Annotated in this window: 21 protein-coding genes; 7 read left to right on the top strand and 14 right to left on the bottom strand. The window is 56.0% G+C overall.

The window, feature by feature from the left end:
• Positions 1–25: 25 nt before the first annotated feature.
• Complete coding sequence (gene acpH, locus ACFX4O_RS04440; RefSeq protein ID WP_380207527.1) at positions 26–607, top strand: ACP phosphodiesterase; 582 nt, start codon at positions 26–28, stop codon at positions 605–607.
• 169 nt (positions 608–776) lie between these two features.
• Entirely contained in the window at positions 777–1,379 is a 603-nt protein-coding gene (locus ACFX4O_RS04445; RefSeq protein ID WP_131410039.1) for a peroxiredoxin C, read from the top strand.
• Positions 1,380–1,584: 205 nt separating this feature from the next.
• Here the strand turns inward: ACFX4O_RS04445 and ACFX4O_RS04450 are convergent, their stop codons facing one another.
• From ACFX4O_RS04450 to malZ, 3 genes are read right to left on the bottom strand one after another with little or no spacing between them, the layout of a single operon-like run.
• Entirely contained in the window at positions 1,585–2,964 is a 1,380-nt protein-coding gene (locus tag ACFX4O_RS04450) for a DUF3999 family protein (RefSeq protein ID WP_380207528.1), read from the bottom strand.
• Entirely contained in the window at positions 2,961–5,669 is a 2,709-nt protein-coding gene (locus ACFX4O_RS04455; RefSeq protein ID WP_380207529.1) for a DUF2339 domain-containing protein, read from the bottom strand. The genes ACFX4O_RS04450 and ACFX4O_RS04455 overlap by 4 nt, the downstream gene beginning before the upstream one ends.
• Before the next feature lie 56 nt (positions 5,670–5,725).
• Complete coding sequence (gene malZ, locus ACFX4O_RS04460; protein ID WP_380207530.1) at positions 5,726–7,543, bottom strand: maltodextrin glucosidase; 1,818 nt, start codon at positions 7,541–7,543, stop codon at positions 5,726–5,728.
• A 233-nt stretch (positions 7,544–7,776) separates the two neighbouring features.
• Here malZ and ACFX4O_RS04465 point away from each other — a divergent pair, with 233 nt between their 5' ends.
• Positions 7,777–8,718, top strand: a complete 942-nt coding sequence (locus ACFX4O_RS04465; RefSeq protein WP_380207531.1) for a 2-hydroxyacid dehydrogenase — start codon at positions 7,777–7,779, stop codon at positions 8,716–8,718.
• 54 nt (positions 8,719–8,772) lie between these two features.
• Here ACFX4O_RS04465 and proY read toward each other — a convergent pair whose 3' ends face one another.
• The 4 genes from proY to phoB all read right to left on the bottom strand — a co-directional run bounded on the left by proY (position 8,773) and on the right by phoB (position 13,944).
• Entirely contained in the window at positions 8,773–10,125 is a 1,353-nt protein-coding gene (proY, locus tag ACFX4O_RS04470; protein ID WP_380207532.1) for a proline-specific permease ProY, read from the bottom strand.
• Positions 10,126–10,208: 83 nt separating this feature from the next.
• Complete coding sequence (brnQ, locus tag ACFX4O_RS04475) at positions 10,209–11,528, bottom strand: branched-chain amino acid transporter carrier protein BrnQ (protein WP_380207533.1); 1,320 nt, start codon at positions 11,526–11,528, stop codon at positions 10,209–10,211.
• Between the two features lie 406 nt (positions 11,529–11,934).
• A complete protein-coding gene (phoR, locus tag ACFX4O_RS04480; RefSeq protein WP_131410025.1) occupies positions 11,935–13,233 on the bottom strand; it encodes a phosphate regulon sensor histidine kinase PhoR in 1,299 nt (432 codons plus the stop codon).
• 21 nt (positions 13,234–13,254) lie between these two features.
• Positions 13,255–13,944: a phosphate response regulator transcription factor PhoB gene (phoB, locus tag ACFX4O_RS04485; RefSeq protein ID WP_007373472.1), complete on the bottom strand. Its 690-nt coding sequence runs from the start codon at positions 13,942–13,944 to the stop codon at positions 13,255–13,257.
• Between the two features lie 198 nt (positions 13,945–14,142).
• On the opposite strand from phoB, the gene sbcD reads away from it, so the two are divergent.
• Together sbcD and sbcC are read left to right on the top strand one after the other, a co-directional pair.
• Positions 14,143–15,345, top strand: coding sequence for an exonuclease subunit SbcD (gene sbcD, locus ACFX4O_RS04490; RefSeq protein ID WP_380207534.1), 1,203 nt, complete (start codon positions 14,143–14,145; stop codon positions 15,343–15,345).
• Positions 15,342–18,482: an exonuclease subunit SbcC gene (gene sbcC / locus ACFX4O_RS04495; protein WP_380207535.1), complete on the top strand. Its 3,141-nt coding sequence runs from the start codon at positions 15,342–15,344 to the stop codon at positions 18,480–18,482. Before sbcD ends, sbcC begins: the two co-directional genes overlap by 4 nt.
• A gap of 33 nt (positions 18,483–18,515) precedes the next feature.
• Here the strand turns inward: sbcC and mak are convergent, their stop codons facing one another.
• Complete coding sequence (gene mak, locus ACFX4O_RS04500) at positions 18,516–19,424, bottom strand: fructokinase (protein WP_380207536.1); 909 nt, start codon at positions 19,422–19,424, stop codon at positions 18,516–18,518.
• A 99-nt stretch (positions 19,425–19,523) separates the two neighbouring features.
• Here mak and rdgC point away from each other — a divergent pair, with 99 nt between their 5' ends.
• On the top strand, positions 19,524–20,435 hold the full coding sequence (gene rdgC, locus ACFX4O_RS04505; protein ID WP_044489799.1) for a recombination-associated protein RdgC: 912 nt from the start codon (positions 19,524–19,526) through the stop codon (positions 20,433–20,435).
• Between the two features lie 45 nt (positions 20,436–20,480).
• Here the strand turns inward: rdgC and ppnP are convergent, their stop codons facing one another.
• The 5 genes from ppnP to ACFX4O_RS04530 all read right to left on the bottom strand — a co-directional run bounded on the left by ppnP (position 20,481) and on the right by ACFX4O_RS04530 (position 23,246).
• Positions 20,481–20,765 carry a pyrimidine/purine nucleoside phosphorylase gene (gene ppnP / locus ACFX4O_RS04510; protein ID WP_017458829.1) on the bottom strand — a complete coding sequence of 95 codons (285 nt, stop codon included), beginning with the start codon at positions 20,763–20,765 and terminating at the stop codon, positions 20,481–20,483.
• 88 nt (positions 20,766–20,853) lie between these two features.
• Positions 20,854–21,531 carry an AroM family protein gene (locus ACFX4O_RS04515; protein ID WP_380207537.1) on the bottom strand — a complete coding sequence of 226 codons (678 nt, stop codon included), beginning with the start codon at positions 21,529–21,531 and terminating at the stop codon, positions 20,854–20,856.
• A 215-nt stretch (positions 21,532–21,746) separates the two neighbouring features.
• On the bottom strand, positions 21,747–21,938 hold the full coding sequence (gene yaiA, locus ACFX4O_RS04520) for a protein YaiA (RefSeq protein WP_380207538.1): 192 nt from the start codon (positions 21,936–21,938) through the stop codon (positions 21,747–21,749).
• Positions 21,939–21,988: 50 nt separating this feature from the next.
• Complete coding sequence (gene aroL / locus ACFX4O_RS04525) at positions 21,989–22,513, bottom strand: shikimate kinase AroL (protein ID WP_131410011.1); 525 nt, start codon at positions 22,511–22,513, stop codon at positions 21,989–21,991.
• Between the two features lie 271 nt (positions 22,514–22,784).
• Complete coding sequence (locus ACFX4O_RS04530) at positions 22,785–23,246, bottom strand: YaiI/YqxD family protein (RefSeq protein ID WP_380207539.1); 462 nt, start codon at positions 23,244–23,246, stop codon at positions 22,785–22,787.
• 133 nt (positions 23,247–23,379) lie between these two features.
• Here ACFX4O_RS04530 and proC point away from each other — a divergent pair, with 133 nt between their 5' ends.
• Positions 23,380–24,186, top strand: coding sequence for a pyrroline-5-carboxylate reductase (proC, locus tag ACFX4O_RS04535; RefSeq protein ID WP_131410139.1), 807 nt, complete (start codon positions 23,380–23,382; stop codon positions 24,184–24,186).
• 36 nt (positions 24,187–24,222) lie between these two features.
• On the opposite strand, the gene ACFX4O_RS04540 is transcribed toward proC, so the two are convergent.
• On the bottom strand, positions 24,223–25,746 hold the full coding sequence (locus tag ACFX4O_RS04540) for an FAD-dependent oxidoreductase (protein ID WP_380207540.1): 1,524 nt from the start codon (positions 25,744–25,746) through the stop codon (positions 24,223–24,225).
• Between the last annotated feature and the right edge of the window lie 90 nt (positions 25,747–25,836).

Genomic DNA, 25,836 nt, shown 5'->3' on the forward strand with positions numbered 1-25,836 from the left:
AGCCGCTTTTGGACAAACAATAAGCATGAATTTTTTAGCGCACCTGCACTTAGCCCATCTTGCCGACAGTTCGCTACCCGGCAACCTGCTGGCGGATTTTGTTCGCGGCAACCCGCAAGACCTCTACCCGGTGGAGATCGTTGATGGGATCCATATGCATCGCCGTATCGACGTCATGACCGACAACCTGCCGGAAGTCAAAACCGCCCGCGAGTGGTTCCGCCCGCAAACCCGGCGAGTCGCGCCGATCACGCTGGATGTGATGTGGGATCATTTTCTCTCCCGACACTGGGCGCAAATTTCTCCGGATTTCCCGCTGGGTGATTTTGTTCACTATGCCCGTGCGCAGGTCGCTACAATCCTGCCCGACTCTCCGCCGCGATTTATTAATTTGAACAATTACCTTTGGTCAGAGCGCTGGCTGGAGCGCTACCGCGAGATGGCCTTTATTCAGAATGTGCTCAACGGGATGGCGAACCGTCGCCCGCGCCTGGATGCACTGCGCGACTCCTGGCAGGATCTGGACGCCAACTACGCCGCGCTGGAGGCTCAATTCTGGGAATTCTATCCGCGTATGATGGCGCAGGCCAAAGAGCAACAGCTTTAATTCTTGCACTGAGGGTGCATTGCGCTATTTTTAGAAAGCGTTATTGTTGAAGCAATCGATAGATAAAACCTATACCAGCGATTGTCAGTGGCGCTTTGAGCTGCATTACCCCTCTCCCTATACTGGCCCGCGTTGCGTTCTATTAACCTTGTAAATTACAGGAGTACATATGGTACTGGTTACTCGTCAGGCACCGGATTTTACTGCCGCAGCCGTTCTGGGCAGCGGTGAAATTGTTGAAAACTTCAACTTCAAACAGCACACCAACGGTAAAGCGACCGTACTGTTCTTCTGGCCGATGGACTTCACCTTCGTTTGCCCGTCTGAACTGATCGCTTTCGACAAACGTTACGAAGAGTTCAAAAACCGCGGTGTGGAAGTGGTTGGCGTCTCTTTTGACTCCGAGTTTGTTCACAACGCATGGCGTAACACGCCGGTTGAGAAAGGCGGCATCGGCGCGGTGAAATACGCAATGGTCGCTGACATCAAACGTGAAATTCAGCAGGCTTACGGTATCGAGCATCCGGATGCGGGCGTTGCCCTGCGTGGTTCTTTCCTGATCGACAAAAACGGCATCGTGCGCCACCAGGTCGTCAATGACCTGCCGCTGGGCCGTAACATCGATGAAATGCTGCGCATGGTTGACGCGCTGCAGTTCCACGAAGAGCACGGCGAAGTGTGCCCGGCTCAGTGGGAAAAAGGTAAAGAAGGGATGAACGCCTCTCCGGACGGCGTAGCAAAATACCTGAGCGAAAACGTCTCCAGCCTGTAATTGGCTGCGTTGATAAAGGCCCGCAATGCGGGCCTTTTTTATGGCTAGCTGAAAAAACACATCCGGTGAGCGCTGCTATTCCGGGGCTCTGATTCTGCCTGATTGTCTTTGCATGTAAATCCGACAAAACAGGCCGTTGCTGCTTTTAAGGTTTCGACAGACTTCCAAGGGCGAAAGCAATGCCGCCTCCTGTAAAGGCAGATCGTTATTCACGTGTCTTCACTTCACGCCAGATGCGCAGCGCCATCCATACTAGCACCACAACGCCCAACAGTAAGACGCCCCACACCAGCAAGGTTTTCCACGTCTGCTGGCGTTCTGCCGGTGATGTCGCCGTCAACCGCTCCTCGCCGCCAAGCGCCACACGATCCTGCACCTGCACTTCCGGTATCGCCGTAAGATCGAGCTGTTTACGCAGCGCTTCCGGGATCAATCCTTCCATCGTCACCGCAGCAGGCTCCGCCACCCGATTCCCCCACGCCAGCATAAACGGCCCCTTGCCCTGCGCATTAAAGACCAGCGATTGTCGGTCGCGGCTGCCGATTACCTGCGGCAATGCTTCAGGTAGACGGGCATCGAGCGTGGTGATGCGCACCGCCTGCACGGCCTCACCTGGCAGGCTGAGCGGTGCGGAAACACGCCCATTAAGCGCCCACAGCACCGTTTTACTTAACGGTTTCCACTCATCGTTGGCGCTGCTGCGCCAGTCAATCGCCACCGGCAATACGCCCTCTTCAGCAAGCCTTACCGACAGCGCGCTTAATGGCTGCGGTTGCGCCCATTGGTACTGCGCTTCGGTCGCGGAAACCCGCTGTTCGTGAGCTGCCATATCCACCTGTTCCAGCGGCGTTGGCTCGCTGCCAGGCCGTGCAGTGACCTGCGTAATCGTCACTGGCAGGCTCGGGGTATCAAACACCATCAGCAAATAACGTACACCATCGGCAGGCATCGGTTGATCGAGGTTAATTTGATCGAGCTTCAGCCGTTCGCTGCCGCTCGCCAGCTCCATCACTGGAGCGTCGTTCAGCAACGTGGTCCAGGTGCGCATATCACGACTGAAAAAGAGCGTCACTTTGCCGCGCCAGTTTTTTACTGGCTCCGACCAGGCCAGTTTCAGTTGCGCGAGCGTGAAGCTTTCCGGCATATTTTCCGGCAACGCCAGTAAATAGCTCTGCCCGACAACTTCGTCAGGCTCGCCTTCAATACGAATATCGACGCCGGACGAGGAGTGCAAACGCACCACATTTTGCCCTTCTGTGCCGGTGTCAACCGGCGACGAATCCAGCGGAAACACTCGCAGCGCGATGGGCTCTGGCGCATGCGCTGCGGCACGCTGCGTTTCCAGCGTAAACGGCACACGTTCGCCATCGTGGTTAAACACCCGGACATCACGCAGATCTGGCCAGGCGCTCTGCGCGTAGGTATCCAGAGGTAGATCCACGCGGTACCAGGATGCCGGTTGCGGCAGATCGAGCGTCGCGCCAAACGCGTAATCCTGCGGTGAATCCGTAACAGCCTCACTGCTTATCGCTGCGCTTGCCGTTGTCATCAGTGCGGCCAGTAGTAATCCATGCCACTTTTTCATTGTTCTTCTCCCTTGTCCTCGTCCCGCATAGCCTTTGGCGGCAGGGGTGAAAAATAACCCACAATCAGTACCAGAACCGCCACACCAATAAAGGCGATCGCTCGCGAAAGCCCACCGCCGCCAGCGCTGTCGACCAGCATCAATTTAAGCAGCACCACGCCCAGCAACACACCGCCGCACAACCACTGCTGGCGTGCATGCTGGCGTGTGGCGCGGATCATCACCACCAGCGCAATCAACATCCAGAACAGCGCAAAACTGGTCTGAATCAATCGCGACTGCCACAGACTTTCACTCTCCCAGGCCACCTCTCCGTAGTAGGCCAGCAGACGCAGCAACGCACCGTTTAACCACCAGAAACCAAGCGCCGCCAGCACCCACGGGCGCACACGCCAGATTTGCGGTGCCACCGCCGGGTAGTGCGCTTCGGCAAAACGGCTGTACAGCCAGACGCCGAGCAGCGCAAACGCCGCGCCCTCTTCCAGCGGGTTAATAACCGGCAGATACGTCATGCCCATCACGACCCCATCGCTCAGATTGGCATACACCAGCAAACAGAGCAGCACAGGAACCAGCGGCAATAATCCCAGCGCGCCATACAGCACAGGCCAGGTGCGCCACGGCCAGAACTGGCGGCGAATGGCCGCCAGTGCCAACGCAATCACCACACCACCCGCCGCCATTGGCAACCCGGCCTGCCAGGGTTCATTCCCCCACGCCAGCCCATCGACGAACCACCACAGCTCAGTGCCTGCAGCCAACAGCAGCATCCACAACAACGCGATATGCAGCCCTTGCGACAAACGCGCAGGCGTCGTCTCTTTCTCGCGATAAAGCAGCAGAAACGCGGCAGGTAGCGCGACACACCAGGCCAGATTCGACCAGCCTGCCGCCAGCAGATGCCCCTGGCTCATAATCTGCCAGGCCAGCATGACTGCCATTCCAGGCCATAACAGCCAGCGGGCGTACCCCAGTTCCGGCCACGACCAGCGCAAGCTGCCCGCACGCCATAACCATACGGAAAGCGCCAGCAGCGCCAGTACGCCAAACCCGTTGTCAACCGAGGCTGGCATCGCAGCCTGAGACGCACCGCCGAGCGCAACCACCCAAAACGCGATACCGCCCACCAGCAGTAACCAGCTTCCCTCTTGCCGCAGGCCACGCCACAGCCAGGAGGCCGCCAGCCAGCAACCGCTTAGCACGGCAAAGATCAGCAATGTCGACACGGCATTAATGCCGTCCGCCGCCGCCCATAGCGCGCTGCATAGCGCCAGCAGCAGTAATGCGCTGCCGCTGTAACTCATACGACGCAGATTTTGCTGCACGCCAAGCCACAAAATACCCAGCCCTTCCAGCGCCCAGGCCATCGCCGTCCAGCGCGCCGACAACGCCAGCGGAATGGCGAGCGTGGCAAACGCGCCGCCGAGCGCCAGCGCCGCCAGTACCAGCGGTTTTGCGGTCGCAGGGAAACGTTTGAGCGCCAGCATCGCCAGCACCAGGTAGAAAAGACCAAAGCCCAGCGCACTAAATGCCGGCCCATAATGCCAGTGTTCGGTGATGGCGTACTGCATACCAAAGCCCGCCAGCGGCGGCGCAAAGAGTAAAACACCATCAATAATGCGCTCGCCCCGGTGCTGTGCGCGCAGAGAAAGCGCCACGCTCAGTACGCCGAAGATGAGGATGTTAGCTATCAGAAACAGCTGGCAACTGAGGTAGAATTGCGGGCGATAGTTATCCATGCCCCACAGCCCGGCGACACCGAAAGTGAAGACCATGCCGAGCAGGTTCAATTCGCGCCAGTGCTGCCAAATACTGATGGCGAGGATCCCTACCGAAAGCAGCAAGTAAAACGAGAACAGCGCAACATGGCTGCCACCGCCGGTAGAGAGCAGGATCGGCGCGAGATAGCCGCCAAGGCTTGCCAGCAATGCCAGGCTCAGCGCTTTTTGCAGCACTGCCAAACCCACGCTCGCCGCACAGATAACGATTAATAGCCCAAAGGCCAGCGTCATCGGCAGCATCTGCCATAAACGGAACGCACCAAAGACGGTGAGATAGAGCGCACCAACCGCGCCGCCTTGCAATATCAGCGCAAAGACCGTCTGTTTATGCCGCAGCCGCCAGCCAAGCCCGAGCAGCACAATCGCCACCAGCGCGACGGCGGTCAGACGCAGTTCCAGCGGGAACAACGCATATTCCACGGTGTAGCGCAGCAGAAAGGAGAGGCCGATAAACAGCAGGATAACGCCCAGTTTTGCCAGCGGGTTACCCTGCATAAACCAGCGCACCAGCGACGTCACCATTCCCCACGATGCGGTTTCCGGCGTTTTTGTCGTTACGACAGGTTCGTCAAAAGCAGGCGAGGAGATAACCGGTGCGGGAGTTTCAGCTTTGCGTCCCCACGGGTTTTCCGCTGGCGCGGGCGGTTCGACTTGACGCCCCCACGGGTTTTCCACCGGCGCGGCAGGTTGAGTGATTTCAACAGGTTCGGTGGATTGCAGGACTTCAGTCGCCACCACCGGTGTCTGTTCGCGGCTTTCCGGCGTCGCCGAAAACTGCCGTTCCAGTATGCTCAGCCGCTGACGCAGTTGTTGCAGTTCATTCTGGGTGGCAATGCTGCGCCGCCAGGCAGTGATAGCCACAATGGGCACCACCACCAGTGCCAGAAACAGCACCACCACGCCAAAGAGTAAAAGACCATCCATGTACTATCGCCTTCGCTAAAGGGGAGACGTAATGCCGCCCCTCTTCGCGTGGCGATTCAGGCGGCGGACCAGACAGATGCACTAATGGCTGAAAGCGTCAGCACATCATCCTGTAGCGTACCTGTACCTTCCTTAAGCCGCCAGTTTTTCCCCCGTAACAGCGGTGAATCCTCCAGCACCACTTCACAGGCTTCGCCCCGGTTAATCGCGACTAAAACCCGTTGTTGACGGTAAACACGCAAAAATACCAGCACATTGTCGTGCGCATAAATCACCAGACAACCACCGTAGCGCAACGCTTGCGAACGCGAACGCAGCTTCGCCATGCGCTGATAAAGCGCCAGCAGCTTGCCATCCTGGCGCTTTTTGTCCCACGGGAACGGCTTGCGGCAAAACGGATCGTTAGCGCCATCCAGCCCCACTTCGTCGCCGTAATAAATGCACGGTGTACCCGGCCAGCTAAACAGCCAGACCACCGCCAATGGTAAGCGCGCAATGTCGTTGCCGAGCACCGTTTTAAAGCGCGGCGTATCGTGACTATCGAGCTGGTTAAACATACGCAATTGCTGCTGGTGCGACAGCCCGGCGCGGTAGTTATCCATCCATACCGCACAGGTTTGCGCATCTATTTTTTGCGGATCATAAGAGAGATCGGTCTTTGCCAGAAAAGCCCACACCGGCAGGGTAAAACCGCGGTAGTTCATGGCCGCGTCTTCGGCATCCGCCTGCAGCCACTGGCGCGCATCGCCAAAATGTTCGCCAACAATATACGCTTCTGGCTGGGTAGCTTTCGCGGCCTGCGTAATGCCCGTGACATGGCGCAAATTGTTACGCGCCCCGCCATCTTCGCCCAGCATATGCACCACATCCAGCCGCCAGCCGTCCATGTGCCACGGCGCTTTCAGCCAGTGGCGCACCACGCTCTCTTCACCCTGATAAATTTCATCAACTAACGTAGGTGACTGGTAATCAAGCTTCGGCAGGCTCGCATACCCCAGCCAGTCACGAGCGTGGCCGTTCTCATCAAAGCTGAACCAGCTACGCCAGCGCGAATCCGGGTTGTGACACGCGCCGCCCGTTGCACGGTTGTGTCGGTCGAACCAGGCGTGGGAATCGCCGGTGTGGTTAAAGACGCCATCCAGAATCAGCTTCATGCCCGCGTCGCGCGTGTTGTGCCTCAGGCGCAGCAACGCCTCATCGCCGCCGAACTGTGGGTCAACATGGCGATAATCTTCGGTGTCATATTTATGTACGCTGGGAGCAACAAACACCGGGTTAAGGTACAGCGCGGTGACGCCGAGCTTTTTCAGGTACGGCAGTTTCTCGCTGATGCCGTCAAGATCACCGCCATAGAAGGTTGAACCGCCCGCGTCCCCGGTCAGCGGATCGTCCCAGTCTCGCATAACGATCGGCTGCCCTGCTGCATGGTGATGATAGATTTTGTCTTGATCTGCGCCGCGCGGCAGACTGCGGGCAAAACGATCCGGGAAAATTTGGTAGAACACCTGGTCCGCCACCCACTGCGGCCCGCAGTCCGGCGCATCAATGGCGAACTGCTCAAGCCGGGCGGGCGGAAAGTGGCTAAAGCCCTGCGGCGTAAACCAGAGTTGGCGGTTTTCCCATAGCAGCTTAAAGCTATAGCGACGACGCGGCTGCCCGCTCGCCACATCGATCGCCGCCCGCCAGACAGTTACACCATCGGCTGTCGGTTTGCGCCCGCGATGCATCACCACAGGCGTCTCTTCGTTATCGATTTCAACCCGCAGCATCACCCGCTCCGGCAGCGAGGTTCCGGTTAGCCAAAGGCTAATAACTAATTGATCCTGTTTCTGTTTCACAAACGGCGCGACGGGCAAATGCCATGCATTCAACATCAAAAAATCCCCTTTGCTCAAAATGACGCCACTCTTCCACAGCGATTCTCGCCCTGCCTCCTTCTTTCCGCTTTTTTCCGGGGGTGAGAGAGAGGGCGCAGATGTGATCTGGCGAGATATTCACCAGGCATATGCGTGAGTTTTTCCACGCCCGCTTCGTGCTAATGCCCGAAGCCGCAGGCAAACGCGCTTTTTTATACTGATAAAAACTATAGATGAATAAAGGGCTTAGTATGAGCAGCAAACCCGAGATCCTCGTCATCAGCGAAATACCGCAGGCAATGATCGACACCCTCGAACGCCATTTCGTGGTGCATCCTTACTGGCAACCCAATACACAGGCTCTAATGCGCGAACGCGCCCCTGCCATCCGTGGCGCGCTGACGCGGGCGGCGAAAGGCATCAGCACTGCGCTGATAGAGCAGCTTCCGGCGCTGGAAGTGATCAGCGGTTTCGGTGTCGGCGTGGATGCTACCGATCTCAACACCTGCCGCCAACGCAGGATCAAAGTCAGCAACACGCCTAACGTGCTTAACGAATGCGTGGCCGATACCGGGCTGGCGCTCATGCTGGCGGTCACGCGGAAAATCTGTGAAGCCGACCGGTTTGCCCGTGCGGGCGAGTGGGAACATAGTGCCTTTCCCGGCGCATGGAAGATGAGTGGCAAGCGCTGCGGAATTGTTGGCATGGGCAATATTGGGCATGACGTCGCCCAACGTGCGGCGGCATTCAATATGCCGATTCATTATTTCAGCCCACGGGAAGCGCGCAACCGCCACTGGCAACGCCATGATTCACTTCTCTCGCTGGCGGAAGCGGTTGATTTTCTGGTGCTCACATTACCCGGTGGTGCAAAAACGCAGCACATTATCAACCGTGAAGTGCTGGAAGCGCTGGGGCCGGAGGGCATTCTGGTGAACATTGCTCGCGGCAGCGTTGTCGATACCGGGGCGTTAATCGCCGTGCTACAGGAAGGGAAATTACGCGGCGCCGGGCTGGACGTATTTGAAGAAGAACCGCATATTCCACCAGCGCTGCGCAGCCTGCAAAACGTGGTGTTATTGCCGCATATCGCCAGTAATACCGCCGAAACGCGCCAGGCAATGGCGGATCTGACCATCAATAATCTGCTGAGCTACTTTACACAAGGGAAACTGCTGACGCCGGTGGTGTAAGCCAGTCGCCATTGATGAATGCCGGACAAGCATAACGCTTATCCGGCACGACTATCAGGCTTTACGGCGTTTAAACATCCAGCCAATCAGCAGCAGCACAATCCACGCAAAACCGACGTACAGCGAGATGCGGGTATCCGGGTGCCAGCCAATCAGCGCAATAATAAACACGAGGAAAATCAGCCCAACGACAGTGGTTGCCACCCCGCCTGGTACTTTGAATTTCAGCGCTTTTACTTCATCAGCAGAGAGACGGCGGCGAAAACCAATCTGCGAGAGCAGGATCATGATCCACACCCACACCGTGGCGAAGGTCGCCAGCGAGGCAATCACCAGGAAGACATTTTCCGGCATGATGTAGTTCAGATAGACCGCCAGTAACAGCGCGACTGTCATCACCATGACCGTTACCCACGGAATGCCGCGACGCGAGGTTTTAGCGAACATTTTCGGCGCACTGCCCTGCTCGGCCATACCGTGCAACATACGCCCGACACCAAATACATCGCTGTTGATGGCGGAAAGCGAGGCCGTCAGTACCACAAAGTTAAGAATACTGGCAGCAAAGGTGATGCCCATATGCTGGAAAGTCAGTACAAACGGGCTGCCGTCTGTCCCCACCTGATTCCACGGGTAAATGGACATAATCACGAACAGCGTACCGACGTAGAACACCAGTATGCGTAGCGGCACTGAATTAATGGCGCGCGGGATCGACTTTTCCGGGTCTTTCGCTTCACCGGCGGTGATGCCAATGATTTCAATACCACCATAGGCGAACATCACCATTTGCAGCGCCATCACCGTGCCAAGCCAGCCATTGCTGAAGAAGCCACCGTGGCTCCACAAGTTGCTAATACCGGTTGGTTCGCCTCCGTTGCCAATTCCCCAGATGATGATGCCGAAACCGGCGACAATCATGATGATGATAGTGGCGACTTTAAAGAACGAGAACCAGAACTCCAGTTCGCCGAACACTTTCACACTCATCAGGTTGATGGCGCAGATAATCAGCACCACGCTCAGCACCCAAATCCAGTGCGGCACCGTTGGGAACCAGACGCCCATATAAATGCCAAAAGCAGTCACATCGGCAATGGCGACAATCAGGATTTCAAAACAGTACGTCCAGCCGGTGATATAACCGGCCAGCGGGCCGAGGTTTTCCTGCGCGTAGCGAGAGAAGGAGCTGGCGGAAGGGTTATGCACGGACATTTCGCCCAGCGCACGCATAATAATATACGCGGCGACACCGCCAATAATGTAAGCCAGCAGCACGCTTGGCCCGGCCATTTTGATGGCATCAGCGGAGCCGTAAAACAGCCCGGTGCCAATCGCTGAACCCAGCGCCATAAAGCGAATGTGGCGGGTGCTTAGCCCACGCTTCAGCTTATTAGTACTTTCCATCGTTTCCACTGCCATTATTCAACACAAAAATAAAAAACCACGGAGCGCGTACCCCGTGGTTAAACAAACCGTATTTGCTGCTGTTAATGCGCGCTGGAAGCCACTTGTCGTCCTGCGGCGCGATCCCAGATTGCAGCCAGAATCACCATCACCAGACTTGGCATCAACCAGGCCAGCCCCTGCTCCGCTAGCGGCAAGCGCTGTGTCCAGGCAGGAAGGTGTTCAGCAAACGCGGAGGCTTTCACGCCGTCAAGGATACCAAAAAGCAGGCTGATAAACATGGCCGGTGCGATAACGCGCGTTGAATTGTTCCAGAAGGAGCGGGTAAAACTCAGCACCACCAGTACGATACATGGCGGGTAGATCATCGTCAGCACCGGAATCGAAATCTGAATCAGGTGGCTCAACCCGAGGTTGGACACCGCCATCGAGAAGATACCCAGAATAAACACCAGTGCACGGTAAGAGAGCGGCAGATACTGCGCGAAAAACTCGGCACAGGCGCAGGTCAGGCCAACCGCCGTCACCAGGCAGGCGATGAAAATCAATGCCGCCAGCAGGAAGCTGCCCGCACCACCAAAGGTGTGCTGAACGTAAGAATGCAGAATGGCGGCACCGTTGGCAGACTGATCAACCAGCGAAGAGCTGTCTGAACCCAGGCGGAACAGCGCCAGATAAAGCAGCGTCAGACCCACGCCAGCCATCAGGCCAGCCCAAACGGTGTAACGGGTCAGCAGGCGCGCTTCGGTCACACCGCGTGAGCGCGCTGCGTTGACAATCACAATGCCAAAGACCATTGCGCCCAGTGTATCCATCGTCAGGTAGCCGTTGACGAAACCGTTGGAGAAAGAGGCGTTCTGGTAAGCGTCCAGCGCGTGGCTGATGGAGCCCGCCGGCCAGACAATCGCGGCGATCGAGAGGATAGTCAGCGCGATGATTTTCAACGGAGCAAGGAAATTACCCACAGTATCAAGCAGTTTGCCCGGATAGAGCGATACCAGGATCACCAGCGCGAAATACACCACGCTGTAAATCAGCAGCGGCATCGCGCCTTCGCCGGTCAGCGGCGCAATCCCGACTTCAAACGACACGGTTGCCGTACGCGGCGTCGCAAACAGTGGCCCAACCGCCAGGTAGCAAACCGTCGCCAGCAGAACACCCGCCACTTTACCAATCGGCGTGCTCAGACTATCGACGCCACCGCCCACTTTCGCCAGTGCTACAACGGTTAGCACGGGCAAACCAACGGCAGTAATCAGAAAGCCAAACGCCGCCGTCCAGACGTGTTCACCCGCCTGTAAGCCGACCATCGGAGGAAAAATGATGTTACCTGCGCCTACGAAGAGGGCAAAGGTCATAAAGCCCAGAGCAACAATGTCTCGTGGTTTTAAGTGATGGGTCATAAGTTTTACTGCCTGTGGATGTGGTGTCGTAAAGTGATGAATTATTGGCCTTTCCCGACCGAACAATAAAACGCCAATTGCGCGAAAAATCAGCGGGAAATGCTTTATGTACACCGTGGCGAAGAATAGTTTTTCGATTTACCACGTAAACACAGTCGGTCTGACAATGTATGGGGCGCAATTTAAACGCTTATAACGTTTAAAGGCAAGGTGGGATCGTAAAACCAGATGGTTATGCTGCATTGTAAAAAACAAGCAGTCAGATACTCCATTTATAAGAAAAACACATGGCTGATCATGCGAACAAAAAAGCAGCAGACGTACAAAATATGTTTCAGTTGAGGTAGACGGTGCGGGAAAGCGGCCTGTTTTCGCAGGCCGCTGGAAAGATATGCTGACAGAGCCTTCAGGAAGCGGCTTTTTTGGCAACCAGACGTTCCGGCACGACAAAGCTAAAGCGGGTGCCCTTGCCCGGTTCGCTGACGATATCAAGGCGGCTGTCGTGGTGATTTACCGCGTGTTTGACAATCGCCAACCCAAGACCGCTGCCGCCAGTTTGCCGCGAGCGGGCTTTATCCACCCGGTAGAAACGTTCGGTCAGACGCGGAATATGTTCTGCGGCAATGCCCGGTCCGTTATCTTCCACGCTAAATTCCGCTCCCTGCGGTACATGCTGCCAGCGCACAATAACGTGCGTGCCCGGTGGCGTGTGGTTGACGGCGTTATACACCAGATTAGAGATTGCGCTGCGCAGTTGCTCTTCGTTGCCCAGCACTTTAAGCGCGTTATCCACTTCAAAACTGAAAGTGTGCTTTTGCTGACTAAGGGTTTGCGCTTCCCGTTCGACGACCCGCAGCATCATAGGTACATCAATGGTTTCGTTAGGCGGCAGCGTCGGCGCGGCTTCAATTTTCGACAGCGTGAGTAACTGGCGCACCAACCCTTCCATCCGCGAAGTTTGTTCACGCATAGTGTGCAGCGCTTTTTCGCGCGGAGCCCCTTCCAGCGTTTGCTCCTGCATCATTTCCAGATAGCCTTGCAGCACCGTTAATGGCGTGCGCAGCTCATGGCTGACGTTGGCAAAAAAGTTACGCCGCGCGCCTTCCAACTGGTGCATTTGCGTCACGTCGCGCGCCACCATCAGCAGTTGTTGCTCGCTGTAGGGCATGACGCGGATCTCAAGATGCCGCCCATTATTGAGCACTAAGTGCAGAGGCCGACCAAACTCTTGATTCCTGATGTATTTCGTAAATTCAGGGTAGCGCAGTAAGTTAAGGATATTCTGGCCGTTGTCATCCGGCCAGCGCAGCCCCAGCATCTGCTGGGCGAGGCCGTTACACCAGAAAATCGCCCCGTCTTCGGTGGTGAGGATCACCGCATCCGGCAGCGATTCCGCACCGCTGCGAAAGCGTTTGATCAAATTTCCGAGTTCACGGCGGCGCTTTTTGTTACGCATCTGCATCTGGTGTAGCCCGTAAAGTAGCGGCTCCCAGCTTCCCGTTCCCGGCGGCGGGGTCATGCTTTTATCAACCCATAGCCACCAGGAAAGGCGCAGTAAATTCCAGAAATGCCAGATCAGCAGGCCGGTTACCGCAGCGAATAAAAACCAGGGCAGGTAACCGAAAATCGCGCCGAGAATAAAGGCGGGGATACAACAAAGGAGGAGCTCCAGCACCAGCCTTTTCCATGACAGCCGTTCCAGCACGCGTCACACTCCTGTCAAATTTCAGAAACGGGTCGAAAAACGATATCCCGTGCCGCGCACTGTTTGCACCATACGATCGTGGCCGCTGTGTTCCAGCGCTTTGCGCAGACGGCGAATATGCACGTCCACGGTTCTGTCTTCAACGTAAACGTTGGTTCCCCATACGTGGTTCAGCAGCTGTTCGCGGCTGTAAACACGTTCCGGGTGAGTCATAAAAAAGTGTAAGAGTTTAAACTCTGTCGGTCCCATATCCAGCGGATTTTCACCCGTCATCACACGGTGTGAGGAAGGATCGAGGCTCAGCCCCTGCATTTCTATCACCTCTTCCACCGCCATCGGTGAAATACGGCGCATCACAGCTTTGATACGCGCCACCAGCTCTTTCGGTGAAAATGGCTTGGTAATGTAATCGTCCGCCCCCGTTTCCAGACCACGAACGCGATCCTCTTCCTCCCCGCGCGCGGTCAGCATCATCACCGGAATATCACGGGTCATCGCTTCGCGTTTAAGATGTTTAATAAACTGAATGCCAGAACCGCCAGGCAGCATCCAGTCCAGTAAAACCAGGTCGGGCCAGGGTTCGTTAAGTTGGTTCACCGCGCTGTCATAATCTTCAGCTTCCACCGGTTGAAAACCATTTTGCTCGAGCACGAAGCACACCATTTCACGGATCGGTGCTTCATCTTCTACGACCAGAATTCGTCTCGCCATAATTCGCCCTGTTTTAATTAAGTCGTCAGTATAGATAGCGGCGCCATTATGCGTCAGTTTTATGACAGATTTATGAATAAGATGACCGCAATATGACCCGTGCGGTGGCTGTGTGACAACGCAAATTTGCGTTCGGTTATGTCCCTCATCTGCTTAATGTTTATAATCTGCTTTACGCTTTTTCGCCACGGAACCGCTATGCGCATCATTCACACTTCAGACTGGCATCTGGGTCAAAACTTCTACAGTAAAAACCGCGCCGCCGAACATGACGCTTTTCTCGACTGGCTGCTCGCCGCCGCCGAAACGCATCAGGTTGATGCCATTATTGTCGCAGGCGATATTTTCGATACCGGTTCCCCGCCAAGCTATGCGCGCGAGCTCTATAACCGCTTTGTGGTTAAACTCCAGCAAACGGGCTGCCAGCTTATTGTGCTGGCGGGTAATCACGATTCCGTGGCCACGCTGAATGAATCGAAAGCGATCCTCGCTTACCTGAAAACCACGGTAATCGCCAGTGCAGGCGAGAAGCCGTTCTTGCTAAATTGCCGCGATGGCGAACCCGGTGCAGTATTTTGCCCGGTGCCATTTCTACGCCCACGCGACATTACCGTTAGCCAGGCGGGGCTTTCCGGGCAACAAAAACAGCAACATTTGCTGGCGGCGATCACCGATTACTATCAACAGCAGTTTACCGAGGCCTGTGAACTGCGCGGTGACAAGCCGCTGCCCATTATTGCCAGCGGTCATTTAACCACTGTTGGTGCCAGCAAAAGTGACGCGGTGCGTGATATTTATATCGGCACGTTAGACGCATTCCCTGCACAGAATTTTCCCCGCATGGATTACATCGCGCTCGGCCACATTCATCGGGCGCAGAAGATTGGCGGCCAGGAGCATATCCGCTACTGCGGCTCGCCCATTGCGTTGAGTTTTGATGAAACCGGGAAAAGCAAAAGCGTCAATCTGGTGACATTCTCCGGGGGTAAACTCGCCGAAGTCACGACGCTGGAGGTTCCAGCAACGCAGGCATTAGCCGTGATCAAAGGCGATTTTGCTGACATCTGCCGCCAGTTAGAGCAGTGGCGAGACGCGCCCGCTGAGCACCCTGTATGGCTGGATATCGAAATCGAAAGCCATGAATATCTGACGGACATGCAGCGCAAAATCCAGCAATTGACGGAAGATTTGCCGGTAGAAGTGCTGCTGGTGCGCCGCAGCCGCGAACAACGCGAACGAATTCTCTCCGGCGAGTTACGCGAAACCTTAAACGAATTAAAAGTGGAAGAGGTTTTTGCCCGTCGCCTTGCGCTGGCAGAACTCGACGATACACAAAGTGCGCGTTTGCACACGCTTTTCAGCGAAGCACGCCAGGCGCTGGATGAGGAGAATGAGGCATGAAAATCCTGAGCCTGCGGCTGAAAAACCTGAACTCGCTCAAAGGCGAGTGGAAAATAGACTTCACCGAAGAGCCGTTCGCCAGCAATGGCCTTTTCGCCATTACCGGTGCGACCGGTGCGGGGAAAACCACCCTGCTCGACGCCATCTGCCTGGCGCTGTATCACGAAACACCGCGTCTTAGCACCCTTTCGCAATCGCAAAACGATTTAATGACCCGCGATACCGCCGACTGCCTGGCTGAAGTGGAGTTTGAAGTGAAAGGCGTCGCCTATCGCGCCTTCTGGAGCCAGAGCCGCGCCCGTGGGCTGCCGGATGGCAACCTGCAAGCCCCGCGCGTTGAACTCGCGGTCTGCGCCGACGGCAAAATACTTGCCGATAAAGTGAAAGATAAACTTGATCTTACTGCCTCGCTAACCGGGCTGGATTATGGCCGTTTCACCCGCTCCATGCTGCTGTCGCAGGGGCAGTTTGCCGCGTTCCTCAATGCGAAACCGCGCGAACGTGCCGAGCTGCTGGAAGAGCTGACCGGCACCGAGATTTATGGGCAGATTTCCGCCATGGTGTTTGAAAAACACAAAGCGGCGAAAACCCGGCTGGAGAAGTTGCAGGCACAGGCCGAAGGCGTAGTGCTACTTAATGATGAGCAGCGCCAGCAGCTTGCGCAAAGTTTGCAGGCACTCACTGACGAAGAGCAACTTTTACTGGCGGGTCAGCGCGACATACAGGCGCAGGCAAACTGGCTGAACCGCGATGCGGAGCTACGTGCCGCACGCGGACGCGCACAGGCCGCGCTGGTACAGGCACAGCAGGCGCTGGCCGGTGCCCAGCCGCAGTTAGCGGCGCTGGAACGCGCGCAACCGGCGCTGCAATTGCGCCCGCTGTGGGATCGGCTTGAGGAGCAGCGTAAAGCGCTGCTCCGCACTCGAACACAGAGCGAAGAAGTAAATACTCGCTTACATGCCAGCCTGTTACAGCGCGCACGCATTCGCTTTAGCGCCCAACAGCAGCATGCAACATTGCAGGAAACGCAAAAAACGCTGGAAAGTTGGCTTGTTGAAAATGCCCGTTTTCAGCGCTGGCAAAGCGAATTAACCGGCTGGCGCGTGTTGTTCAACCAGCTGGAAGAGGAGAAAAAACAGTGGCTCGGACTGCAACAGCGCGTGCAGACGCACGAGACGAAACTGCGCACCTTGCCTGCGTCAACGCTGGAGATGAGCGAGGAAGATACCGCGGCGGCAATGGCGCTGTGCGCGCAAAACCGCCCGCTTCGTCAGCAGCTTACCGCTCTGCATGCCCGTTTTGCTCCGCTACGCAAGCAGCTGGCACAGCGCCAGCAGAGCTTGCTGGATTTACGCGCCGAGCAGGAAAAAATCAGCGTTGAGCTGGCGCGCAAACGCGAACTGTATAAAGAGAAAAACCAGCTACTGACGGAAGTCACGACCATTTGCGAGCTGGAAAATCGGATCAAAGATCTGGAAAGCGAGCGTGCGCGCCTGCAACCCGGTCACCCTTGCCCGCTGTGTGGCGCAACCGAACATCCGGCAGTTGCGCATTATCAAACTCTTGAGCCAGGCGTCAATCAGGCGCGACGCAGCGCGCTGGATCTCGAAGTCCGCCAGGTCAAAGAGGATGGCGTCGCGCTTGGCGAGCGGCTGAAAGGGTTGGCTGAACGCTACGAAAAAGATGAGCGCGAAGTTAAAAACCTGCAACAAGAGGAGCAAAGCTGGTTGCAGGAGTGGGCGAAAGCCTGCGCTGCGCTGAGCGTCACGCTGGAGCCGCATCGTGAACTCACCAGTTGGCAAAGTGCGCAGGATGCGTATGAACATCAGCTCTACTTGCTAAACCAGCGCCAGACATTGCAGTTGCAAATCCGCGAACTTTATCAACAAAGCGAGCAATATCAACAAGCCGTGGTTGGCCGCCGTGAAAAGCTGGCGACCACTCTGCAACATCTGGATCTGGCGCTGCCGCCGGAAGGCGAAGAGGAGCCGTGGCTGGCGGCGCGCGCGCAGGAAGCCGAGCAGTGGCAACACCAGCAGCAACAGCTCAGTGCGATGCACGAAAAAATGACGCAACTTACGCCGATCCTCGACACACTACCGGAAAGCGACATACCCAGCGACGGGCAGACAGTGGCGCTGGAAGGCTGGCGAAAAGTACACGATGCGTGTCTTGCGCTGGAAAGCCAGTGGCAAACCTTACATCAGCAACTGGCGCAAGAGGAGCAAACGGCAGGCGCGCTGGAGCAACAATTTACCGATGCGCTGGGAAAAAGCGTTTTCGCCGATCATCAGGCATTTCTTGACGCCCTACTCACCGAGCCTGAACGCCATCGCCTTGAGCAGTTACGCCAGAAGCTCGACAGCGAATGTCAGCAGAAACAGGCATTAGCGAATAGCGCTGAACAGGCATTGAGTGCGCATCAGGCGCAACCGCCTGCTGCGCTTGCCCCGAATGCCACGCTGGAGAGTATCAGCCTGACGCTGGAAAGCGTTTCGCGGCAACTTCGGGAAAATACCACCCGCCAGGGTGAATTCCGTCAACAGTTGAAGCAGGACGAAGATAACCGCAAGCGCCAGCAAAATGTGCTGCAGGAGATGGCGCATGCCAGCGTGCTGTATGACGACTGGGGACACCTGAATGCGCTTATCGGCTCCAAAGAGGGAGATAAATTCCGCAAATTCGCCCAGGGATTAACACTCGATAACCTCGTCTGGCTGGCGAACAACCAGCTTAATCGCCTGCACGGCCGTTATTTGCTGAAACGTAAAGAGAGCGACGCCCTGGAACTGGAAGTGGTCGACACCTGGCAGGCGGACGCGGTACGTGATACGCGCACCCTTTCCGGCGGCGAGAGTTTCCTGGTCAGCCTTGCACTGGCGCTGGCGCTCTCCGATCTGGTGAGTCATAAAACCCGCATTGATTCACTGTTCCTCGATGAAGGCTTCGGCACGCTGGACAGTGAAACGCTGGATACTGCGCTGGATGCCCTTGACGCGCTGAACGCCAGCGGCAAAACCATCGGCGTGATTAGCCATGTCGAAGCGATGAAAGAGCGCATTCCGGTGCAGATCAAAGTGAAGAAAATTAATGGGCTGGGCTACAGCAAACTCGACGGGAAATTCGCGGTGAATTAAAAAAGAGGGCGCGTTCAACCGCGCCCTCGGTGTTTATTCGCCCTGTGGCCACAGCCACGCCGCGCCGCGCACGCCGCTGGAATCGCCGTGCAGCGCTTTGCGGATCGGCGTTTCGCACTCACCGCCAAACACCCAGTTGCGCAGCAGAACCGGTACGGTCTGGTAAAGCCGCTCGACGTTACTCATGCCGCCGCCCAGCACGATCACATCCGGGTCAAGAATGTTCACCACATGCGCCAGCGATTTCGCCAGCCGCAGCTCGTACCGGCTAATCGCCAGTTCCGCCACCGCATCCTGTTCGTCGACCAGACGCATGATCTCATTGCCTTTGAGTGCCTTACCGCTAAGCCGCTGGTAATCCGTGGCAAAGCCGGTGCCTGAAATAAAGGTTTCAATACAGCCCTGCTTGCCGCAATAACAGGGGACTTCGGTGCGATAGCGCAGCTCGTCCTCATCCATCCACGGCAACGGATTGTGCCCCCACTCACCGGCGGTGCCGTTGCCGCCGATGTGCGCGCGCCCGTTAAGCGCCACACCGGAACCGCAGCCGGTGCCGATAATCACCGCGAACACCGTTTGCGCCCCAGCTGCCGCGCCGTCCACCGCCTCGGATACCGCCAGGCAGTTGGCGTCGTTTGCCAGCCGCACTTCGCGATTCAGCCGCTGGCTCAAATCCTTATCGAACGGTTTACCGTTCAACCAGGTTGAGTTAGCGTTTTTCACCACACCCGTGTAAGGCGAAATCGAACCGGGAATGCCCATGCCCACCGTGCCGCGCTGCCTGGTCTCTTTTTCCGTGAGATCCACCAGCGAGGCGATTAGCTCAATGGTCTGCCAATAGTCACGCGGCGTGGCCTGGCGGTGGCGAAACAACTCTTCGCCTTGTTCGCCCAGCGCGATGATTTCTGTTTTTGTACCACCTAAGTCGATACCGATACGCACATCAAACTCCTCATAGTGGACCACGCATTAGCAATGCAACGGCGGCGACAATTCGCTATCATGCCCGCTGCATTTAACGACAAGGCCGTGGAAAAAATCATGCTGTGGTTCAAAAATTTAATGGTATACCGTCTCAGCCGCGATGTGGCGCTGCGTGCGGAAGAGATGGAAAAACAGCTTGCCCCACTATCGTTTACTCCATGCGGTAGTCAGGATATGGCGAAAACCGGATGGGTTCCACCGATGGGTTCACACAGCGACGCGCTGACCCATAGCAACAACGGTCAGATTATTATCTGCGCGCGTAAAGAAGAAAAAATTCTGCCAACGCCGGTGGTTAAACAGGCGCTGGAAGCGAAAATTTCCCGTCTTGAAGCCGAGCAGGGTCGCAAGCTTAAGAAAACAGAAAAAGATTCGCTGAAAGACGAAGTGCTGCACTCCTTGCTGCCACGTGCGTTCAGCCGTTTCAGCCAGACCATGATGTGGATCGACACCGTGAATGGTCTGATTATGGTCGATTGTGCCAGCGCCAAAAAAGCGGAAGACACGCTGGCGTTGCTGCGTAAAAGTCTCGGCTCGCTGCCGGTAGTGCCGCTGGCGATGGAAAATCCTATCGAACTGACGCTGACCGAATGGGTGCGTTCCGGTACGGTGGCGCAGGGTTTCCAGTTGCTGGACGAAGCAGAGCTGAAAGCGATGCTGGAAGATGGCGGTGTGATCCGTGCGAAAAAGCAGGATCTGGTGAGCGATGAAATCGCCGTACACATTGAAGCGGGCAAAGTCGTCACCAAGCTGGCGCTCGACTGGCAGCAGCGTATTCAGTTCCTGATGTGCGATGACGGTTCCGTGAAGCGGCTGAAATTCTGCGATGAGCTGCGCGATCAGAATGAAGATATCGACCGCGAAGATTTTGCCCAGCGTTTCGATGCCGATTTTATTCTGATGACCGGCGAGCTGGCGGCATTGATTCAAAACCTGGTGGAAGGCTTAGGCGGCGAAGCGCAACGCTAGCTTTTTCCCCATAGACAAACGCCCGGATTTTCCGGGCGTTTTGCATTACAGGTAACGGCAGAGGTAAGAACTCGGTTCTGCAACCTGTAAATGAAATTCGCTATGGCCAGGTACGTTGAACACTTCACCCGCGGCGTAAGCTTTCCATTCGGTTTCGCCTGGCAGCAGCACATTCAGCGCGCCGCTTACCACCGTCATCTCTTCCGGCTGCGCGGTGCTGAAAGTGTATTCCCCTTCAGCCATGACGCCAACGCTGGCACGGCCAGTGCTGCTGCTGGTAAAACCAATGGATTTCACTTTACCGGAAAAGTATTCGTTACTTTGAAGCATGAACTGGCCCTTATAAACAAAATGTATGGAAAAACACTATAGAGGGCGGGCTTTGCTTCTGTCACGAGAAATTCACACGCTTGCAGGCCTACACCAGCAGTTCAGATGCCAGCCTCGCGGCCAGCACATTCGATAATAAAACGGGTACATCCAGCGCTTTTTGCAGTAAATCGCGATGATATTGATGGAAACCAAGACAATCGAGCATGAGTACATCCGCACCGCGCTCAATAAGTTCTTTGCCCGCGTCAATTAATTCCTGTTCTGTCGCCAGGTAAGGATGAGCCAGCACGTAATAAGGTTCCTTTTCCAGCACGTGCCATTTTTTCTTTTGCTGCGCCATCAATTCGGGGATCGGCACCATCACGCCCACCTGGTGCCCGTCAACAATGGAAGCAACCAGCGGCGGAATAATGCGCTGTGGCTCAATCAAAATAGCCTTACGCGCGACAAAACCGCGGATGTCAGCCGTGCTCATCAACAAAATGACATCGTAACCCTGGTTATCCAGCACTTCGATAACGCCTTGCAGATCGCGCTCCACTTTCTCCCGGGAAACCATCCCAAGGCTGTCATCGCTTAATCGTGTGGGAATGGCGTGCTCCCCGGCGTCAACGGCGTATTCACGGCGTACCTCGTCCGGATCCATTTTTCCCAGCAGGCTGAGATGGGTAATCTGCTCTTCTGAAACATGCTCCGCGAGGAGCGGAAAAATCTCTTTTACCGGAACCACACCAATGGTGAGGATCGCCAGGGACGCACTCATTTTACTTACCGCCTTTCATCACTGCTTGTTCTTATTCGCTCTCAATCACGCCGTTTTGACTGCTGTTGTGTAAAGAGAACATGCCACTCCCGTGCTCATATAAATTCCAGTAACAATGAAATAGTAATCGCTGGTTGTTATTCAGCCAGTTTAAAAATGTGACGTAGTTCCGTTTTTGTAATGTTCAGGAAATCATCCAGCCTGAAAGATCCGGTTTAACTTTTGTCCGGATCTTCATAACGCAGTTTGGCGTCCAGAGCTTCCTGCTCGGTGGGGTGTTCGCTAATTAAGGTATCCGGTTTCGGATGGTCGGCGCGCAGTTCATACCAGGTAACGGTCGGGCTGTTCGCGCCTTTTTCAACGGCGACAATGCGGGCTTCACGCGGGTATGGCGGTTTGGTCGGCATAGCTCTTCCTCATTTTGCGGGTCGAGCAATAAGTATAGACAAACGTTTCGCTAACTGGCGCGCGCCAGTTGCAATGCCGCTTCAATATCAGACACCACCTTATCCGGCGACTGCGCCGCATCTACCACATAATGCGCAGCCTCACGGTACAGCGCATCGCGCTGCGCCAGCACTTCACTGACTTCTTCACTGATGGGCTTGCCGGTTAATGTCGGGCGTTGCCCCTCTTCTGGAAACGCCTGCAGCCGCTCAGCCAGCACATCTACCGGCGCGCAGAGATAAACCACCACGCCGTGTTCGCGCATAAAACGGCGGTTGTATTCGCTAAGAATAATCCCGCCGCCGGTCGCCACCACGCGTGATGGCGCACAAACCGCTTCCAGCGCGGCTGTTTCCCGTGCGCGAAAACCGTCCCACCCTTCTTGTTCAACAATCGCAGCGATGGTCTGTTGGGCATTTTCCTGCAACCAGTAATCGGTATCGATAAACTGGCATCCCTGCGCCAGCGCCAGCGTTCGACCTACCGTCGATTTACCGCAACCACGTGCGCCGATAAGAAAAATGGGGAGCGTCATGAGCAGGTGTTCCCTCCGGGTCCCGCGCAGTGCAGGACGGAAAATAAGACAGCGATGATATCACCAAACTAGTACGAAATTCATCGTAAAATTAACGTTACAGTTCTATGGCTGCCGCAGTAAAAACTTCAAGTAAAGCCAGACTGAATCTGGGTTTCATCTGTAAAGATTCTATGGCAGTACGTGTCGCGGCAACCTTACTGAATGTAACACAGGCTGGCAAGCCCGCAAGGCGGCAAACAGTATCACATCATGCTGGAATGCGCAGAATTTACTCGCACTGGCGACGCTTGTCGGCCAGCAGCCATTTATCCAACTCGGCGGCAAATTGCTGGCGATCCCGCTGTGACAGGCTATCCGGGCCACCGGTCTGAATACCGCTGGCGCGCAGGGTATCCATAAAATCACGCATCGTCAGCCTTTCACGGATAGTCGCCTCGCTGTAGCGTTCGCCGCGCGGGTTTAGCGCCGCCGCGCCTTTTGCCAGCACTTCTGCCGCCAGCGGAATATCCGCCGTGATAACCAAATCACCGGCCTCGCACAACCGGACAATTTCATTATCAGCGACGTCAAAACCAGCGGGCACCCTGATGGAACGGATCACCCGTGACGGCGGCACGCGCAGGTTTTGGTTCGCCACCAGCGTTAACGGCGTCTGTGTACGCTCGGCAGCACGAAATAAAATCTCTTTGATTACGTTCGGACAAGCGTCCGCATCAACCCAAATCGCCATCGTTGCTCCTTTCTGTTTGCGGCGCATTGTCGCTTTAATTTCCTGTCGGGGAAAGGAGAGATCCTTTCGCCCTCACCGCCAATCCACGTTAAGCTATATCGCACAAACATTTACAAGCAGAGAGACGGATGTGATGGAAAAAAAAATCGGTTTTATCGGCTGCGGAAACATGGGCAAAGCGATTGTTGGCGGCTTGATTGCCAGCGGCCAGGTGCTGCCGGGGCAAATCTGGGTTTATACCCCGTCGCCGGATAAAGTGGCCGCCCTGCATGACCAGTTTGGCGTAAATCCAGCACAAAGCGCGCAGGAAGTGGCGCAGATTGCCGATATCGTCTTTGGCGCAGTCAAACCGAACATTATGGTGAAAGTCCTTAACGATATCTCCTCCAGCCTGAACAAAGAGACGCTGGTTGTCTCCATCGCCGCAGGCGTTACGCTTGATCAGTTAGCTCGCGCACTCGGTCACGACCGCAAAATCGTCCGCGCCATGCCCAACACACCGTCGCTGGTGAACGCCGGTATGACCTCTGTGACACCTAACGCTCTGGTCACGCCGGAAGATACCGCCGATGTGCTAAATATCTTCCGCTGCTTTGGTGAAGCAGAAGTGATTGCCGAACCGATGATCCACCCGGTGGTTGGCGTCAGCGGCTCCGCACCGGCGTATGTGTTCATGTTTATCGAAGCGATGGCCGATGCCGCTGTGCTGGGCGGGATGCCGCGCGCGCAAGCCTACAAATTCGCCGCGCAGGCGGTGATGGGTTCCGCGAAAATGGTGCTGGAAACCGGTAAGCATCCCGGTGAGCTAAAAGATATGGTCTGCTCGCCTGGCGGCACCACCATTGAGGCGGTCAAAGTGCTGGAAGAGAAAGGTTTCCGCTCGGCGGTTATCGAAGCTATTGCCGCTTGTATGGCGAAGTCCGACAAACTCAGCAGCTAAAGCCGTGCGCCACGCGCAACCGCGTGGCGCAATTTCTCAGGCCAGTATTTCGCTGGCCGCTCGCATACTGATAGGCTGCTGCATTTTGAGCAATAATCCCGCCGTTTCACTGTATTCCCCGCAGCTCAGCACCGCTTTCAGCACACCTTCTTCGCCGTAGAGCACGGCAAAGCGTTTGTTATCAAACGATCCCAACATTTTCATGCTGTCCCACTCGCGGGTATAACCAAGGTATTCAAAGCGGTTACCGAAGTGAGTGGTCCAGAAAAAGGGCACGCGATCAAAGGCGTGTTGTTCACCCAGCATATTCAGCGCAGCGAGCCGTCCCTGCTGCTGTGCAACACGCCAGTGTTCAATACGCCGGCGCCCTTCCGGGGCCGGGTAGCTGGCGATATCGCCTACCGCCCAGACATCCGTTGCCGCGCTCAACGTTTCATCCACCGTCAGGCTGCCATCTTTTTCATGGGGCAGATCGCGCGCCATGTCGGTTACTGGCTTCACGCCCGTGGCAAACACCACCACATGTGCTGGCACTGAACGGCCATCTTTTAACGTCACGCTCTGCACATGGCCGTTGCCCTCCAGCGCAGCCGGTTCGCCGGTAACAAACTTCACGCCATTCTGTTTATGCAGGTTCATAAAATACTGCCCTATCTCCTCACCGAACTGCGGTACAAAAGGCAGCGCATGACGTGATAATACCGTCACGTCGATATCCTGATTACGCAGTGCTGCCGCCAGCTCCATGGCGATAAAGCTATTACCGATCACCACCAGTTGCTGTTCCTGTTCCACTTCATTAAGCAGACGTTCGGCCTGGTGGATACCACGCAGCACATGTACGCCCGCCAGGTGGTTGCCGGGAATATCCGGCCACACCGGTTGGCCGCCAGTCGCCATCAGCAGTTTGTCGAAGGAAATCTGCCGACCACTGGCAAGCGTAAGCTGATGAGCGTGGCTATCCAGATCCGTCACCTCTTCACGCAGGATTTCGACACCAGGCTGGCTGTAAAAGGCGTTATCCAGCAGGTGGGGGACTTCACTGATTTTCATTTTCCCCGCCGGAACGAATTTGCTCAATGCGGTGCGATCGTAGGGCGCATTATCTTCTTTATCGATCAATACCAGGTGGCCGTTAAATCCGGCGTCACGCAACGTGATCGCCGCCGCGCTTCCTGCCGCGCCAGTACCCAGAATCACCGCCGTTTGCGGGCGTTCACCACGAATAAGCGCGTGGCTGGCAGGTGAAAGTGGGCGCGGGTTAACCAGCACCCGATTCTGCTCAAGGCTCACCGGATATTGCTTAAGGTTTTGCAGTGCCAGCGGTTCGCGCCATTCGCCATTGGTGATATCAAACGCCGCTTTATGCCACGGACAGACCAGCTTGCCATCGCACACGGCGCCCTTCTCCAGCGGCCCGCCTGCATGCGGGCATTTACTCTGAAAGGCCCGGACTTTTGCCCCGGTGCGGATAAGGATCATGGATGTACCCGCAACGTCCACTTTCACCGGTTGGCTTTCCGGCAAGGCATTCAGTTCAGTAACATATTGATAGTTCATCACTTTGCTCCCGTGTCAGTGTTGCAAAAACGGGCGTAACGCCAGACAGCGCACAACCACGAGGAAAAGGAGAAATAAAAAGCTCACCAA

The organism is Kosakonia sp. YIM B13571 (assembly GCF_042788095.1).
GTDB lineage: Bacteria > Pseudomonadota > Gammaproteobacteria > Enterobacterales > Enterobacteriaceae > Kosakonia > Kosakonia quasisacchari.

Coding starts and splice junctions, on each gene's coding strand:
- acpH (WP_380207527.1), top strand. CDS start 26: ATGAATTTTTTAGCGCACCTGCACTTAGCCCATCTTGCCGACAGTTCG.
- phoB (WP_007373472.1), bottom strand. CDS start 13,944: ATGGCGAGACGAATTCTGGTCGTAGAAGATGAAGCACCGATCCGTGAA.
- ACFX4O_RS04465 (WP_380207531.1), top strand. CDS start 7,777: ATGAGCAGCAAACCCGAGATCCTCGTCATCAGCGAAATACCGCAGGCA.
- ACFX4O_RS04450 (WP_380207528.1), bottom strand. CDS start 2,964: ATGAAAAAGTGGCATGGATTACTACTGGCCGCACTGATGACAACGGCA.
- malZ (WP_380207530.1), bottom strand. CDS start 7,543: ATGTTGAATGCATGGCATTTGCCCGTCGCGCCGTTTGTGAAACAGAAA.
- aroL (WP_131410011.1), bottom strand. CDS start 22,513: ATGACGCTCCCCATTTTTCTTATCGGCGCACGTGGTTGCGGTAAATCG.
- ACFX4O_RS04540 (WP_380207540.1), bottom strand. CDS start 25,746: ATGAACTATCAATATGTTACTGAACTGAATGCCTTGCCGGAAAGCCAA.
- rdgC (WP_044489799.1), top strand. CDS start 19,524: ATGCTGTGGTTCAAAAATTTAATGGTATACCGTCTCAGCCGCGATGTG.
- sbcC (WP_380207535.1), top strand. CDS start 15,342: ATGAAAATCCTGAGCCTGCGGCTGAAAAACCTGAACTCGCTCAAAGGC.
- ACFX4O_RS04515 (WP_380207537.1), bottom strand. CDS start 21,531: ATGAGTGCGTCCCTGGCGATCCTCACCATTGGTGTGGTTCCGGTAAAA.
- ACFX4O_RS04530 (WP_380207539.1), bottom strand. CDS start 23,246: ATGGCGATTTGGGTTGATGCGGACGCTTGTCCGAACGTAATCAAAGAG.
- brnQ (WP_380207533.1), bottom strand. CDS start 11,528: ATGACCCATCACTTAAAACCACGAGACATTGTTGCTCTGGGCTTTATG.
- proY (WP_380207532.1), bottom strand. CDS start 10,125: ATGGAAAGTACTAATAAGCTGAAGCGTGGGCTAAGCACCCGCCACATT.
- sbcD (WP_380207534.1), top strand. CDS start 14,143: ATGCGCATCATTCACACTTCAGACTGGCATCTGGGTCAAAACTTCTAC.
- ppnP (WP_017458829.1), bottom strand. CDS start 20,765: ATGCTTCAAAGTAACGAATACTTTTCCGGTAAAGTGAAATCCATTGGT.
- proC (WP_131410139.1), top strand. CDS start 23,380: ATGGAAAAAAAAATCGGTTTTATCGGCTGCGGAAACATGGGCAAAGCG.
- ACFX4O_RS04455 (WP_380207529.1), bottom strand. CDS start 5,669: ATGGATGGTCTTTTACTCTTTGGCGTGGTGGTGCTGTTTCTGGCACTG.
- ACFX4O_RS04445 (WP_131410039.1), top strand. CDS start 777: ATGGTACTGGTTACTCGTCAGGCACCGGATTTTACTGCCGCAGCCGTT.
- yaiA (WP_380207538.1), bottom strand. CDS start 21,938: ATGCCGACCAAACCGCCATACCCGCGTGAAGCCCGCATTGTCGCCGTT.